General features: G+C 64.8%; 11 protein-coding genes. 1 reads left to right on the top strand and 10 read right to left on the bottom strand.

All coding sequences use genetic code 11. From position 1 onward, the window contains the following. Nucleotides 1-22: 22 nt before the first annotated feature. From AC4D6D_RS08135 to cysD, 7 genes are all read right to left on the bottom strand, one after another. Nucleotides 23-760 (bottom strand): SDR family oxidoreductase, encoded by a 738-nt coding sequence (locus AC4D6D_RS08135; RefSeq protein ID WP_147219751.1) that lies wholly within the window; start codon nucleotides 758-760, stop codon nucleotides 23-25. A 129-nt stretch (nucleotides 761-889) separates the two neighbouring features. Next, complete coding sequence (locus AC4D6D_RS08130) at nucleotides 890-2,590, bottom strand: class I adenylate-forming enzyme family protein (protein ID WP_491324888.1); 1,701 nt, start codon at nucleotides 2,588-2,590, stop codon at nucleotides 890-892. Between the two features lie 21 nt (nucleotides 2,591-2,611). After that, nucleotides 2,612-3,595 (bottom strand): acrylyl-CoA reductase (NADPH), encoded by a 984-nt coding sequence (acuI, locus tag AC4D6D_RS08125; RefSeq protein WP_491324887.1) that lies wholly within the window; start codon nucleotides 3,593-3,595, stop codon nucleotides 2,612-2,614. 160 nt (nucleotides 3,596-3,755) lie between these two features. Then, nucleotides 3,756-4,424 carry a TetR/AcrR family transcriptional regulator gene (locus AC4D6D_RS08120; RefSeq protein ID WP_147219754.1) on the bottom strand — a complete coding sequence of 223 codons (669 nt, stop codon included), beginning with the start codon at nucleotides 4,422-4,424 and terminating at the stop codon, nucleotides 3,756-3,758. A gap of 74 nt (nucleotides 4,425-4,498) precedes the next feature. After that, a complete protein-coding gene (locus AC4D6D_RS08115) occupies nucleotides 4,499-5,236 on the bottom strand; it encodes a 3'(2'),5'-bisphosphate nucleotidase CysQ (RefSeq protein ID WP_147219755.1) in 738 nt (245 codons plus the stop codon). Further along, nucleotides 5,236-7,173 carry a sulfate adenylyltransferase subunit CysN gene (gene cysN, locus AC4D6D_RS08110; protein WP_491324886.1) on the bottom strand — a complete coding sequence of 646 codons (1,938 nt, stop codon included), beginning with the start codon at nucleotides 7,171-7,173 and terminating at the stop codon, nucleotides 5,236-5,238. The genes AC4D6D_RS08115 and cysN overlap by 1 nt, the downstream gene beginning before the upstream one ends. After that, nucleotides 7,173-8,075 (bottom strand): sulfate adenylyltransferase subunit CysD, encoded by a 903-nt coding sequence (gene cysD, locus AC4D6D_RS08105; RefSeq protein ID WP_491324885.1) that lies wholly within the window; start codon nucleotides 8,073-8,075, stop codon nucleotides 7,173-7,175. The genes cysN and cysD overlap by 1 nt, the downstream gene beginning before the upstream one ends. Nucleotides 8,076-8,272: 197 nt before the next feature. Between cysD and AC4D6D_RS08100 the strand changes: the two genes are divergently transcribed. After that, the gene (locus tag AC4D6D_RS08100) at nucleotides 8,273-9,277 is read left to right on the top strand and encodes a helix-turn-helix transcriptional regulator (protein WP_491324884.1); all 1,005 of its coding nucleotides are present in this window, start codon (nucleotides 8,273-8,275) and stop codon (nucleotides 9,275-9,277) included. A 199-nt stretch (nucleotides 9,278-9,476) separates the two neighbouring features. On the opposite strand, the gene AC4D6D_RS08095 is transcribed toward AC4D6D_RS08100, so the two are convergent. The 3 genes from AC4D6D_RS08095 to AC4D6D_RS08085 are packed head-to-tail and all read right to left on the bottom strand — an operon-like array spanning nucleotide 9,477 to nucleotide 12,548. Next, a complete protein-coding gene (locus AC4D6D_RS08095; RefSeq protein WP_491324883.1) occupies nucleotides 9,477-10,724 on the bottom strand; it encodes an MBL fold metallo-hydrolase in 1,248 nt (415 codons plus the stop codon). 1 nt (nucleotide 10,725) lies between these two features. Beyond that, nucleotides 10,726-11,733 carry a zinc-dependent alcohol dehydrogenase gene (locus AC4D6D_RS08090; RefSeq protein ID WP_491324882.1) on the bottom strand — a complete coding sequence of 336 codons (1,008 nt, stop codon included), beginning with the start codon at nucleotides 11,731-11,733 and terminating at the stop codon, nucleotides 10,726-10,728. Nucleotides 11,734-11,753: 20 nt separating this feature from the next. Continuing rightward, the gene (locus AC4D6D_RS08085) at nucleotides 11,754-12,548 is read right to left on the bottom strand and encodes an SDR family NAD(P)-dependent oxidoreductase (RefSeq protein ID WP_491324881.1); all 795 of its coding nucleotides are present in this window, start codon (nucleotides 12,546-12,548) and stop codon (nucleotides 11,754-11,756) included. Between the last annotated feature and the right edge of the window lie 123 nt (nucleotides 12,549-12,671).

The raw sequence follows: 12,671 nt of genomic DNA, 5'->3' as shown, positions 1-12,671 counted from the left end.
TCTTGCAGGATGGAGGCATCGCTCATGGGTGACGCGCTCCGACCGAAACGTGGAGCACCCGGACGTCGGGCGGCAGGTCGATGACCGAACGGAACACGCCTGTCACATTGTCGGTCCGCGATATCGGCCGCGAACGCAGGTCGATGCCGTTGGCGGCACACCCCTGGTGGAAGCGCATGGCAGCATCGGGGTTCCATCCCGGCGCGGTCTTGCCCGCTTCGTACATCGGCCCGGCGCGCACGGTGGTGACGCGGATACCCGCAGGCTCCAGTTCCTCCACCAACGCCTCGGTAAAGCGTTCGAGCGCCGCCTTGGTGCACTGGTAGAGCGAGAGCATCACGAACGGCACGGCAATGGATTCGCTGCCCACGTTGATGATCTGCCCGCCCTTTTCCAGCATCGGGATGGCCGCACGGCAGCAGTAGATCGGGCCATTGAGATTGGTGGCGATAATGCCGTCGATCTGCGCGTCGGTAGCCTCGGCCACCGTGAACGGCTCATAGATAGCGGCATTGTTGATCAGCACATCGATCTTCGGATGCCGCTCGGCAATCGCCGCGAAAGCCTTGCGCACGGAATCGGCGGAGGCCACGTCGCATTCCACCGCCATGGCCGCGGGGCCGATCTCGTCGGCCAGATCCTGCACTTTGGACAGCGTGCGCCCCAGCAGGATCACCGTCTCCCCCTCACCGGCGAAACGCCTTGCGAGCGCGCGGCCGAGGCCCGCACCGGCACCAGTGATCACGATCGTCTTACCCACGCATCCTCCCGCTCTTACGGCTTTCGCGTGCCGGTCATGCCGACACCCTTTCCCAAACTCTAACTCCTAAACGGGACACTGCCTATCGCGGCCACGATGGTTCGTCAGGAGCATCCCCGCGATACCCTCTCAGCCCGCATCGGCCTCCGTTTCCAGCCGCTCGGCGGCCAGCTTGCGGAGGTCCGCCGTCTTGATCTTGGCGCTGCCGGTGGTCTTGAGGTCGCCCTCCGCAACGAACAGCACCTTGCGCGGCACCTTGTAGCTGGCGAGCTTCTCCCTGGCGAAATCGCGGATCGAACCGGCATCGGGGCGCGCACCTTCGACCGGAACGATGCAGGAAACCACCAGTTCGCCCAGCAGATCATCCGGCACGCCCACGGTCTGCACCATCTTCACGTCGGGATGGGCGCGGATCACTTCGTCGATCTCCAGCGGAGAGACGTTGGCGCCGCCGGTCTTGATGATGTCGTTCAACCGGCCTTCCCAGAACAGGCGCCCCTGCCCGTCGATATAGCCGCCATCCGCCGTGCGCAGGAAACCGTCGCCGTCGAGATTCTCGTCGAGCGGCACGCCGAGGTAGCCGAGCATCAGCGTCGGCCCCTTCACGGCGATCTCGCCGCGCTCGCCCAGCGGCATCGTCGCGCCGGTCATCGGATCGACGATCTTGATCGTGGAACCGGCGGTTGGAATACCGTGCGACTTGCCCGCCACGTCCTCGTTCGTGCCCGAGGGGAAGACGGAGATCAGCGTGAACGTCTCGGTATTGCCGAAAGCCTGCGCCGGTTCGCGCCAGTCGGTCTCGATCGTGGGATGGTGCGCGCAGGGGGTCAGCGCGTCGATGTAATGCATCGCCGAAAGGTCGACGCTCTCGTAATTCGATGCCGCCATGAGCTGCGCCCACTGGTGCGGCCAGGCGAGCATCATCGATGCCTTCTCGGCCTCCATCAACGACAGGGCTTCTTCGACATCGAACCAGCGTTGGAGCACCAGCGAGCCGCCCGAGCCCAGCGTGCCCCCCAGCGCCATTGAAAAATTCCCCGACCAGAAAAAGCCGTTCGCGGACCAGGTGCGTGGCGGCACCGTCACGTCATACCACTGCGGCCAGCGCCAGAGTTGCAGGCAGACACCGCGATGCGCCGAAAGAATGCCCTTGGCCTTGCCGGTCGAGCCGGAGGAGAAGAACAGCACGCCGGGATCGCTTGGGCTAACGGAAGCTGCCGCCGCTTCGACCAGCGCCGGATCGACGCCCTCTCCTCGGGCAAGGAACGTGCTCCAGCCCTCGATCGCGCCCAGCCCCTCGTCGCTGTCGATCACGGCGAGATGGCGCAGGAAGGGGAACTTGGTGGACGCGACTTCGCCGGGCTTGGCCGAGCCGATCTGCGGCTCCAGATCGACGAGGATCTGCGCGAAGTCCTTCTTCAGCACCTGCCGTTCGAGCAGCAGCACCGAACAGCCGCCCATCTGCAGCACGGTTTCGAGTTCGGCGGGAGTGAAGAACGTGCTCACGGTCATGGCGACGCCGCCCGCAAGCGCGGTGCCGAAGACGCTGGAGAGGAATTCCAGACGGTTGGTCGCCAGCACGCCGACGCGCGTGCCCTTGCCGACACCGCAGGCGAGAAGCGCACGGGCGACTTCCATCGAGCGGGCCCAAAGGTCGTCGTAAGTCCAGCGTTCCACCCGGCCGTCCAGATGGATCACCGCAGCCTCTGCCGGGCCGTGGCGCTGCGTGACCTCGCGGACGAAACCGCCCAGCGTCAACGGGCCGATGCCCTGCTCTTCCGCCAGCGGAATGCCCCGCGCGATGGACAGGCCTTTGCTCGGCTCGACCATGCCTTCCTCTCCCATCGAAGCTCAGGCGTTCACGTCAACGATGTAACGGCCGGTGACCTCACCGGACATGAACTTGCGAGCAGCCTCGATGGCGCCTTCCAGGCCGATGGTCTGGCCGATGGTTTCCAGCGCCGCCGGATCGAGATCCCCGGCGAGACGGTCCCAGGCCTTCAGGCGCTTCGCCTTGGGGGCCATGACGCTGTCGATGCCCAGCAGCGAAACGCCGCGCAGGATGAAGGGCATGACGGTAGAAGGCAGATCGAAGCCCTGCGCCAGACCGCAAGCGGCCACCGCGCCGCCGTACTTCGTCTGGGCAATGGCATTGGCCAGCGTGTGGCTGCCCGCCGTATCGATCACGCCCGCCCAGCGCTCCTTCTGAAGCGGCTTGCCCTTTTCGGCGAGTTCGGTGCGGTCGATGATCATTTCCGCGCCCAGCGACTTCAGGTAGTCCGCCTCGTCCGGCTTGCCGGTGAGAGCGGCGACCGAATAGCCCAGCTTCCTGAGAATAGCGATGGCCACCGAGCCGACGCCGCCGGTGGCGCCGGTCACGAGCACTTCGCCCTGATCCGGGGTCACGCCCCAATCCACCAGCGCATCCACGCAGAGCGCGGCGGTATAACCGGCCGTACCGATCGCCATGGCCTGCTTCGGCGTGAAAGCCGAAGGCAACGGCACCAGCCAATCGCCCTTCAGCCTGGCCTTCTGCGACAGGCCGCCCCAGTGGCCCTCACCCACGCCCCAGCCGTTGAGCACGACGGTATCGCCCGCCTTCCAGTCGGCATGGCTGCTTTGCGTAATGGTGCCGACAAGGTCGATTCCCGGCACCATCGGGAACTTGCGCACGACGGGCGAAGCGCCGGTAACGGCAAGGCCGTCCTTGAAATTGAGCGTCGAGAACGCGACGTCGATGGCGACATCGCCTTCGGGCAGCGCGCCTTCGTCAAGCTGCTGGAGAGTGACCGTCTGGCCCTCATCGGTCTTGTCGATCACGATAGCGGAAAACATGGCATACTCCCTCAAGGGCTTGGAAGGCCCGAAGATGCGGGTCCCGGGCAGGTCCTGGTTGAAAGGGAATATGCGCCGCTCCGTCAATGCCGCCACCCCACGCCATCGCGCAGGCGAAGCGGCATCACGGACGGGGTATCAGCTGCGGCTCGTCCGCGCCTTATCCTCCGGGTGATACCCCATGCGCCGCCAGCAGGTCCGCCACCTTCGGAAAGGCCTTGGCGCGCATGGTGCCGTACATGGAAAGCCGCAGAATCTCGCGCGAATAGCGGCGCGACAGTTCTTTCCGCTCGCCTTCATCGGCGGCGTGTGCGCGGGCAAGGATCGGCCAGAAGAACACCCCGGCCAGGTTCATCACCGAATAGACCTCGAAATCGATGCCCGGCTCAGCCAGATCGGTGCCCGCAAAGCGGCCCAGCGATCCGCAATATTCCCGCCAGAACGGATCCTGCGAGGGGTCCGGAGAGGCCAGCACCTGCTGAAGCCAGACGCGGCAGATATCCGGGTTTTCCATTGCGAAATCGGCCAGTCGCTCGGTGAGCGACACGACGTCCACTTCCTCGACCCGGCGCTCGCCGACGGTCTCCGGGTCGCCAAAAACGGCCCGGAACAGCTTGTCGGACACCCACTGGATGGTCGCCTCGATCAGCTTTTCGCGCGTTTCGAAGTGCTGATAGGCCGTGCCACGATTGACGGCGGCGAGATGGGCGACGGCGGAGAGGCTGACGCCTTCAGGCCCGTCCTTGGCCAGGAGATTGGCCGCCGCGTCCAGAATGACGGCGCGCGTCGCAACCGGATCGCGCGTCCTGCGCCGTGTTTTCGCCTCCATGCCCGCCCCTTTCCTCTATCAAAGGGCGAGCATAGCGGCATGCTTACTAATCGACAATGTTGATCAACAGATCCTCACAGGAAGGCTTTGACCTTTCCGAGGACCAATTCGGCATGTTCCTTCCGGCAGATCAGCAGGTCCGGCATATAGACGTCCTCCCGATTGTAGACCAGCGGGCTGCCGTCGATGCGCGAGACGTGCAGGCCCCAGCCCTGCGCGACGGCGGCAGGGGCACAGCTGTCCCATTCGTACTGGCCGCCGGAATGGAGGTAGATGTCCGCCTCCCCCCGCAGGATCGCCATGGCCTTCGCCCCGGCCGAGCCCATCGGCACCAGTTCGGCGCCGATCTCTTCGGCCACGCCGGTCGCTTCCTTGGCGGGACGCGTGCGGCTGACGACCATGCGCAGCCTTTCAGGCGCGGGCGGAACCTCACCCGGCTGGTCGGAGCGCAGGACCACGCCCGCGCCCGGCAGCGCCACCGCGCCCAGCACCGCCGCGCCGTCCACCGCCATGCCGACATGGACCGCCCAGTCGGCTCGCTCCTCGCCATATTCGCGGGTGCCGTCGACCGGATCGACGATCCACACGCGTTCCTTGGTCAAACGCTCGGCATTGTCCTTCTCCTCTTCGGAGAGCAGCCCGTCTTCGGGCCGCTGCTCGCGAAGGGCGTGGCAGAGGAACTGGTTGGCGGTCTGGTCCCCCGCCTTGCCCAGCGCCTTGCCCGAGAACAGGCCGGAAGCCCGCACGTCGAGCAGGATCTTGCCCGCCACTTCGGCCAGATGGGCGGCAAGATCGCCATCATTGAGGCTCATCAGGCGTCTCCCAGCAATGTGTCGACGATGAGGTTCGCGGCCTCTTCCGGCGAGATCGCCGTGGTGTCGATGCGGATTTCGGGGTTGCGCGGTGCTTCATAGGGGCTGTCGATACCCGTGAAGTTCTTCAGTTCGCCCGAACGCGCCTTCTTGTAGAGGCCCTTGACGTCGCGCGCCTCGGCCACCTTCAGCGGCGTGTCGATGAACACCTCGAAGAACTCGCCTTCCGGCAGCATCGAGCGCACCATCTCGCGGTCCGCCTGGAACGGCGAGATGAAGGCGGTGATCACGATCAGGCCGGCATCGGTCATCAGCTTCGAGACTTCACCCACGCGGCGGATATTCTCGATGCGGTCGGCCTCGGTGAAGCCCAGGTCCTTGTTGAGCCCGTGGCGCACGTTGTCGCCATCGAGCAGGAAGGTGTGCCGGTTCATCCGGTGCAGCTTCTTCTCGACGAGGTTGGCGATGGTCGACTTGCCCGAGCCCGACAGGCCGGTGAACCACAGCACCGCCGGGCGTTGGTTCTTCAGGCCCGCGTGCTGCTTGCGGTCGATGTCCACGGCCTGCCAGTGCACGTTCTGCGAACGGCGCAGCGAGAAGTGGATCATGCCCGCCGCCACCGTGGCATTGGTCATCTTGTCGATCAGGATGAAGCCGCCCAGCGTGCGGTTATCCGCATAGGGCTCGAAGACGATCTGCTTGTCGGTGGTCAGTTCCGCCACGCCGATCGCGTTCAGCTCCAGCGTCTTGGCCGCCAGCTTCTCCATCGTGTTGACGTTGACTTCGTACTTCGGCTCCTGAACCGTCGCCGAAACCGTCTGCGTGGCAGTCTTCAACCAGTAGGCACGGCCGGGCACCATGGCCTCGTCCGCCATCCACACGAAGGTCGCCTCGAACTGGTCGGCGGTCTGCGGCGGATTGTCGGCGACCGAGATCACCGACCCGCGCGAGCAATCGATCTCGTCCGCGAAGCAGACGGTGACCGACTGACCGGCAACCGCCTCGTCCAGATCGCCGTCATAAGTAACGACGCGGGTGATCGTGCTGGTCTTGCCCGAGGGCAGGACGCGAATCTTGTCGCCGGCCTTCACCGAACCGGTGGCGATCAGGCCCGAGAAACCGCGGAAGTCGAGGTTGGGACGGTTCACCCACTGCACCGGCAGGCGGAAAGGCTTGTCGGCATCGACCGAGGAGAGAACCTCCACCGTTTCCAGATGCTCGATCAGCGGGACACCGGCGTATTGCGGCGCTTTGTACCAGGGGGTCTTGTCGGAGAGCGTCGTGATGTTGTCGCCCTTGAAGCCCGAGATCGGCAGCGCGGTGAAGCTTTCGATCCCGATCGATGCGGCGAACTCGGTATAGTCGGCCAGGATCTTGTCGAAGACCTCCTGGCTGTAGTCCACGAGGTCCATCTTGTTGACCGCAAGGACGATGTTCTTGATGCCGATCAGGTGGCACAAGTACGAGTGACGGCGCGTCTGCACCAGCACGCCCTTGCGTGCATCGATCAGGATCACCGCAAGGTCGGCGGTGGAGGCACCGGTGACCATGTTGCGGGTGTACTGTTCGTGGCCCGGGCAGTCGGCGACGATGAACTTGCGCTTCTCGGTGTTGAAGAAACGGTAGGCCACGTCGATGGTGATGCCCTGCTCACGCTCTGCGGCAAGACCGTCAACCAGCAGCGCGAAGTCGATCTCCTGCCCCTGCGTGCCGACTTTCTTGGAGTCCGACTGGAGCGCGTCCAGTTGGTCTTCGAAGATCATCTTCGAATCGTAGAGCAGGCGCCCGATCAGCGTGGACTTGCCGTCATCGACGCTGCCGCAAGTGATGAAGCGCAGCATCGTCTTGTGCTCGTGCTGAACGAGGTATGCGTCGATATCGTCTGCGATCAGCTGGTCGGTGACGTAGACCGCTTCTTTGGTTTCAACGTCGGCCATCAGAAGTACCCCTGCTGCTTCTTGACTTCCATGCCGGCACCGCCGGCGTCCTTGTCGATGGCGCGGCCCTGCCGCTCGGATGTGGTGGTGAGAAGCGTTTCCTGGATCACTTCGGGAAGCGTCTTCGCCTCGCTCTCCACCGCGCCGGTCAGCGGGTAGCAGCCGAGCGTGCGGAAACGGATCGAGCGTTCGACGGGAACTTCGCCCGGCTGGAGCGGAAAGCGTTCGTCGTCCACCATCAGCAGCATGCCGTCACGCTCCACGGTCGGGCGCTTTTCGGCGAAGTAGAGCGGCACGATGGGGATGTCGTTCAGGTGGATGTACTGCCAGATGTCCAGCTCGGTCCAGTTGGAGATCGGGAAGACGCGGATCGATTCGCCGCGTGCCTTCTTGGCGTTGTAGAGGTTCCACAGTTCCGGGCGCTGGTTCTTCGGGTCCCAACCGTGCGAGGAGGTGCGGAAGGAGAAGATACGCTCCTTGGCGCGGCTCTTTTCCTCGTCGCGGCGGGCGCCGCCGAAGGCCGCGTCGAAACCGTACTTGTCCAGCGCCTGCTTCAGGCCCTCGGTCTTCCACATGTCGGTGTGGAGCGCGCCGTGGTCGAAGGGGTTGATGCCCTTCTCGATGGCTTCGGGGTTCTGGTAGACCAGCAGTTCCATGCCGCTCTCACGCGCCATCTTGTCGCGCAGTTCGTACATCGCCTTGAACTTCCACGTCGTATCGACATGGAGCAGCGGGAACGGCGGCGGCGAGGGATAGAACGCCTTGCGGGCGAGGTGCAGCATCACGGCGCTGTCCTTGCCCACCGAATAGAGCATCACCGGCTTTTCGGCCTCGGCGACGACTTCGCGGATGATGTGGATGCTCTCGGCTTCGAGACGCTCCAGATGCGTGAGTGTTTTCATCAGGCCTTCCTCTGCCGGGGCACGCGCCCGTTGGCTGGGTTTCAAACTTTCCCGATTCCGAATCGCAGGGATGACATTCGCGCGAACCTCCCATATGGGAGGGTATGGCCCTCACGAGCAATGACGAGACCGATCTGCTGATCCCGCTCTTTCAGGGAAATGCCGAAAATCCTCGCTTTTCGACATTTCTGGAAAGATTGCGTCGCCGCACCCAAGCCGATTACGTCAGCCTGATCCTTCGCATGGGCGATGGCCCGCATGCCGCAATCGTCGAAAGCTACGCCGGAATCGACTTGCGCAAACGCGCCCGCGAGTCGGAACAGCAGGGACCGTTCGACCTCGACCGCTATCTTTACGACAGCCTGCGGCCGGGGCGGGTCTATTCGATCGGGGAGATGATCGATCACGACCCCGTGGCCCGGGCCGATCGCAACCGGAGCATGGCCAAGCTCGGCATCGGTGACGAGCGCGTGGTGCGGGTCGCCGGCGGCGAACGCTACAGCGCCTGGCTGCTGATGGCCCGAGCCCGCGAATGCTCCGCCGCCGACAGCGCCCTGCTCTCCAGCCTGGCGCCTTACGTGGCCATCGCCGTCGAAAATCTCGTTGCGATGGACCGCGACCGGCTTGCGGCGCGGATCAACGCCATGGGGCTGGAACGCACTGGCAAGGGCTTGATGCTGCTCGACGCCGAAGCGCGCGTGGTGGCGGCCGATCCGGCGCTGGCGGAATTCTGGCAGACGCACTGCGGCGCGGCGCTACGCCCCGGCGAGCGCGTGCTGGGCCTCGACCTCGCGGCCGAGCGCAAGCTGGCGGCCGTCGCAGCGGAAATGACGCAAAACCCCGCGCTGCCCGCGCGGCCGCTGTTGCTGCGGGACAATCCGCATATCGAGGCGCTGCTGATGCCCGCTGAAAATGCCGAGGCCCTCGCGGCACCGGCGGTTCTGGCGCTGTGCCCCCTGCCCCGTCCGCATGCGGGCGACAGCGCTGCGCGACTGGCGGAAGTTTTCGACCTCCCCCGACGCGAAGCGGAACTGGCGATGGCGCTGGCGGACGGCCTCTCCATCGCCGAAGCGGCGGAGCGCATGGGCCTGACGCTGGAAACGGCGCGGAACTACTCCAAGCGTCTGTACGCCAAGTTGGGCGTGCGCGGACAGGCGGAACTGGTGCGGCTGGTTTACGAGAGCAGCGCGGTGATGGCGTAAAACTACGCCTTTCCCCGACACCGCGCTACAAAACCCGAGCTCAAATCCAAAAACCTCGTCGCCCCCGCGCAGGCTGGGCCCCTGCTTCCGTTTTGCGTCCTAGCGCAAGATCAGAAGAACAAGCGGGGTCCCCGCCTTCGCGGGGACGACGGAGTATTGGACTGAAAGAATCTGCTTGGACTGATAGCCCCAGCCCTCATCAATCCGCTAGCTTGGCCTCCATCGCCCCGATCTCCGAGCGCAGCCACATCGTCTCGGACAGGTTCTTGCCGCCCGAAGCCGCCAGCAGCGCCTCATGCGCCGCCTTGCGCACGGTGAGCACCGCCGCATTGTCCGGCTCTGCACTGAGGGCGATGTCGGTCAGGTGCACGGCCTCCAGCGGAGCGCCTGCAGCAAGCTTCGCCTGCGCCCGTTCGGCCAGCCTGGCCGCGCCGCCAGCCAGTTCGACCAGATCGGCATCCACGCTGGAACGCGGCACGCCGTAGAGCGCGGTGGTGCCGTCCTCATAGTGCAGCCAGCCCGAATACTCGCGCCAGATCGACTTGACCGCCCAACTCGCCTTGCCATGGAATTCGCCGATCTCCAGCCCCTCGGGCCAGGCGAATTCGCGCATCAGCCTGTGCACGTCCTTGCCCGCGTTCATGCCGGCAAGCGTGTAGTCGCGCACATGGCTGACCGCCGCATGCATCCTGTCGAGATCGGCGCGGATGCGGTCAGCACCACGAATGGCCTCGCCGTGGCCGGTAACGATGATCTCGGCCCCAAGGTCGCGGATCGTCTCCAGCGACTTCAGGTAATTGCGCACCAGACGCGGCTTGTCTCCGCGCAGGGTGTTCAGGAATGGCATCGACAGCCAGACCGGCCCGAAGACATTGCCGGTGAAGGCGATCTTCTCCTTGGGCATCCAGACCGTGAGCGAGTCGACGGTCTCCCCCTCGGGCGTGGAGATCAGTTCGAACGTCCGCCCGCCAAGGTCGATGGTCAGGCGGCGGTCGACAAGGATATCCGGAACCACGTTCGGCGCCGGCTTGGGCGAACCGTCGCGCTTGAGCGTCGATCCCCAGAGCTTGCCGCTCCTCGGCCCGAAAAAGGGCTGGAGGCCCATCATGTCCGAAAGCGCCTCGTTGAAGCCCGGACCGCCGACGACTTGCGTGCCGTCTTCCAGGAATTCCGGCACGCCGCCGAAGTGATCGGCATGGCTCTGGGTAAGGATGATGAAGGCCAGCGGGCCGGTGCGCCGCGGAGTCAGCAGGCGCTTGGTGCGCTCTGCATTGTCCATGAAGCCGGTGTTGATCATGACGTCGCCCTCGGCGGTCGTCACGAGGTAGGCGTTCGAGATATCGTTCGCCTGAAACACGAAATCGGTGATCGCGATGGGTTCGGCCTGCTCGTCTCCCGAGCGGACAAGACCTGCCAGCTTCGGCCCGGCGTCCTTCACATCAGTCATTTCAAGTCTCCTCGATACCGATCATGACTTTGGCGGATTGCGGCGTGGCGGCGATTTCCAGCCCCTTCATGATCTCACTGAACGGCAGCTTGTGGCTGATCATCGGCGCGATCCTGTCCTTCAGGCGGGGCATGGCGGCCACCACTTCGGGCATTTCGGTCGGGTAACCGACCGCCGTGGTGATCGTCATCTCGCTGGTCAGCATGCGGCCAATCGGGAACTCGATGGGCCGCATGTAGGCCGCGGTGATGACCAGCTTGGCGTGCAGCTTGGCCATCATGATCACGTCGGTCAGGATGTTGGGCGCGCCCGCCGCGTCGATGAAGGCATCGGTACCCACCCCCACGCGACCATAGCTCGGCACTTCGCCGTGCAGCTTCACCAGTTCGGCGCGCAGATCGATCTTGGTGGGATCGAGCGCGGCCCGAACGCCCAGCGCCCGCGCGCGCTCCAGACGCTCATCGGACAGATCAAGCGCCACCACATCGGTCACGCCGCGATCGACCAGCCAGAGCAGCATGCCAAGGCCGATCGGCCCGCAGCCGAACACGACAACCTTGTCGCCCGGCTTCACATTGGCGCGGTTGACGCCGTGCATGGCCACGGCCAGCGGCTCGCACATGGCGGCGATATCGTAGGAGATGCCCTCGGGGATCGGCAGGATGGAATCGCCCAGCCGGGCCTCGCGCACCAGCAGTTCCTGCGTGAACGCGCCTTCCGGCCCGCCCGAACCGATGTTGCCGGGCGTCATCATCGGATTGACGATGACCGCATCGCCCACCGCAATGCCGGCGACTTCGGCGCCGACTTCCATCACCTCGCCCGCGCCTTCATGGCCCAGCGCGGTCTCCACGCCCGGCGGAATGCCGCCCATCTTGATGTAGGACAGGTCCGATCCGCAGATGCCGACCGACTTCATCCTGACGACCACGTCCTTCGGCCCCGCCGCCGGACGTTCGTAAGCATCGACGCGGACATCGCCTTGCCCATGGATCTTGAGCAGTTCCATCGCTTCTCTCCCTTCGTCGCTTACGGACGAACCATGTAGCCGCCGTCGATCGTGACCGTCTCACCGGTCATGAACGAGCTGGCGTCCGAGCAAAGATAAGCACCGATGCCCTCGAAGTCCGCCGGATAACCGGTACGCTTCATCGGGATCGTCGGAGCGAAATGCGCGGCGACGGCATCGGCGCGGGCACCCTCTCCCATCATCGGCGTCATGATCAGGCCCGGCGCGACGACGTTGGCACGAATGCCCAGCGGCGCCAGTTCGATGGCCAGGCAGCGCACCGCCGCAGCAATCGCGGCCTTGGACGCGGCATATTCCATCTTGCCCGGAAGACCCTGGAACAGCGAGAGCGAACCGCAGGCGACAAGGCTGCCGCCGCTCTGGTCGCCCGCCTCGATCCGCTCCTTCATCTGCCGCGCACCTTCGCGCAGCGTGAAGAAAGCTCCGTGCAGCGCGGTCTTCTGGAATTCGTGCCAGTGCTCGGTCGGCATCTCGAAGGCGGAGTTATAACGCGGCGACGCGCCCGAGTTGGCGAACACGCAGTCCACCCGGCCAAAATCGGCGATCACCTGCTCGTAACCGGCCTTGATGTTCGCCTCTTCCGAAACGTCCACCTGATAGGCGATCACCTTACCCGCGCCCGCCGCTTCCAGTTCGGCCTTGGCCTTCGCGCTCTTTTCCACGTTGCGCGCCCAGATTGCCAGATCGCCGCCCATCCTGGCCACGCCCATGGCAAAGCCGAAGCCGATGCCGCCGTTGCCCCCGGTCACCACCGTCACCTTGCCCGTGCAGTCGAAAAGGCCCTTGGCCATCATTCTCTCCTCGATCCCATGGCCGGCCTTTGCACCGACATTTTCGTTGGCGCGATGTTTCCCGTGGGCGGCTTGTCCCGCAAGCTTGGCAACCATAGAATTCAGGCCCTATCCAAGCGTCAGGGA

It is taken from the genome of Novosphingobium sp. BF6, from assembly GCF_058273105.1.
This window is presented reverse-complemented; position numbering and strand designations above follow the sequence as displayed.

What these genes read in the sequence shown, in the direction of transcription:
- AC4D6D_RS08115 (WP_147219755.1), bottom strand. Translation starts at nt 5,236, where the DNA reads ATGAGCCTCAATGATGGCGATCTTGCCGCCCATCTGGCCGAAGTGGCG.
- cysN (WP_491324886.1), bottom strand. Translation starts at nt 7,173, where the DNA reads ATGGCCGACGTTGAAACCAAAGAAGCGGTCTACGTCACCGACCAGCTG.
- cysD (WP_491324885.1), bottom strand. Translation starts at nt 8,075, where the DNA reads ATGAAAACACTCACGCATCTGGAGCGTCTCGAAGCCGAGAGCATCCAC.
- AC4D6D_RS08130 (WP_491324888.1), bottom strand. Translation starts at nt 2,590, where the DNA reads ATGGTCGAGCCGAGCAAAGGCCTGTCCATCGCGCGGGGCATTCCGCTG.
- AC4D6D_RS08090 (WP_491324882.1), bottom strand. Translation starts at nt 11,733, where the DNA reads ATGGAACTGCTCAAGATCCATGGGCAAGGCGATGTCCGCGTCGATGCT.
- acuI (WP_491324887.1), bottom strand. Translation starts at nt 3,595, where the DNA reads ATGTTTTCCGCTATCGTGATCGACAAGACCGATGAGGGCCAGACGGTC.
- AC4D6D_RS08085 (WP_491324881.1), bottom strand. Translation starts at nt 12,548, where the DNA reads ATGATGGCCAAGGGCCTTTTCGACTGCACGGGCAAGGTGACGGTGGTG.
- AC4D6D_RS08120 (WP_147219754.1), bottom strand. Translation starts at nt 4,424, where the DNA reads ATGGAGGCGAAAACACGGCGCAGGACGCGCGATCCGGTTGCGACGCGC.
- AC4D6D_RS08095 (WP_491324883.1), bottom strand. Translation starts at nt 10,724, where the DNA reads ATGACTGATGTGAAGGACGCCGGGCCGAAGCTGGCAGGTCTTGTCCGC.